Here is a 1,508-nt window from a genome sequence, read left to right on the forward strand (position 1 = left end):
CGCGAAGAACGATAACGCGGTCCGTCAGATCACAAACAGGTCGATGAATCGATTCACCGGCGTGGCTTCAAGCTGCGCCTGATCCTCGCACAGCGCAAAAATCTCCGCGCAACGCTGGCCGGCGAATCGCGTGGCCAGATTGGCCTTGAACTTGTCCTCCAGCAACGGAATGCCGTCGGCGCGGCGGCGGCGATGGCCGATCGGGTACTCCACCAAGACGTTGTCGGTGCTGCTGCCGTCCTTGAAAAACACCTGCACGGCGTTGGCAATCGAGCGTTTGTCGGGCTCAAGGTATTCGCGGGTAAAGCGCGGTTCTTCAACGATGAGCATTTTTTCGCGCAGCACATCGATGATCGGATGCGCCTTGTGGAAGTCGTCTTCGTAGTGCTCAGCCACCAGATTGCCGAATGCCAGCGGCACGGCGGTCATGTATTGCAGGCAGTGGTCGCGGTCGGCGGCGTTGGCCAGCGGGCCGACCTTGGAAATGATGCGGATCGCCGATTCATGGGTGGTGATGACGATGCGGTCGATCTCATGCAGGCGGTTGCGAACCAGCGGATGCAAGGTCACCGCCGCCTCGCACGCCGTCTGCGCATGGAATTCGGCGGGGAAACTGATCTTGAACAGCACGTTTTCCATCACGTAACTGCCGAACGGCCGGGAGAAGCTGAAAGCGCGTTTGTCCTCGGGCTTCAGCGCCAGATCGTTGTTGCTGTGGCTGAACGATACGTCATAGAAGCCCCACTGCTTCGCGCTCAAAACACCGGGAATGCCCATCTCACCGCGCATGGCGATGTCGGCCAGACGCACGCCGCGACTCGCCGCATCCCCCGCCGCCCAGGATTTGCGTGAGCCGGCGTTTGGCGCATGGCGATAGGTGCGCAGCGCCTGACCGTCGGCGAAGGCGTGGGACAGCGCCGACAGCAACTGCTCGCGATTGGCGCCCATCAGTCGGGCGCTGACGGCAGCTGAAGCGATTTTCACCAGAATGACGTGATCCAGTCCTACCCGGTTAAAGGAGTTTTCCAGGGCGATCACGCCTTGAATCTCGTGGGCCATGATCATCGCTTCCAGCACATCGCGGACCGTCAGCGGCGCTTCGCCGTTGGCGACGCGTTTCTGCGACAGGTGATCAGCAACGGCGAGGATGGCGCCGAGGTTGTCCGATGGATGCCCCCATTCGGCGGCGAGCCAGGTGTCGTTGTAGTCGAGCCAGCGGACGATGCAGCCGATATCCCAAGCGGCTTTGACCGGATCGAGGCGATAACTGGTGCCTGGCACCCGTGCGCCGAACGGCACAACCGTGCCCTCGACGATCGGGCCGAGGTGTTTCGTGCATTCGGGGAAACGCAGGGCCAGCAGACCGCAGCCCAGCGTGTCGATCAGGCAATTGCGCGCGGTGTCCAGCGCTTCGGCGGATTCGGGCTTGAAGGTGAGAACGTAGTCGGCGATGTCCTGCAGGACTGCGTCGTAATCGGGGCGGTTGTTCAGGTCGACGTTGGCGCTCA

Annotated in this window: 1 protein-coding gene; it reads right to left on the minus strand. The window is 62.0% G+C overall.

The genetic code is table 11. The features are described from left to right. Positions 1-24 precede the first annotated feature (24 nt). Positions 25-1,508, minus strand: a 1,484-nt coding sequence (gene prpD / locus D6877_RS20870) for a 2-methylcitrate dehydratase (RefSeq protein WP_130911979.1), incomplete at its 5' end; no start/stop codon positions are given.

Origin of the sequence: Pseudomonas sp. Sample_9 (assembly GCF_004307535.1) — a bacterium.
GTDB lineage: Bacteria > Pseudomonadota > Gammaproteobacteria > Pseudomonadales > Pseudomonadaceae > Aquipseudomonas > Aquipseudomonas mercuritolerans.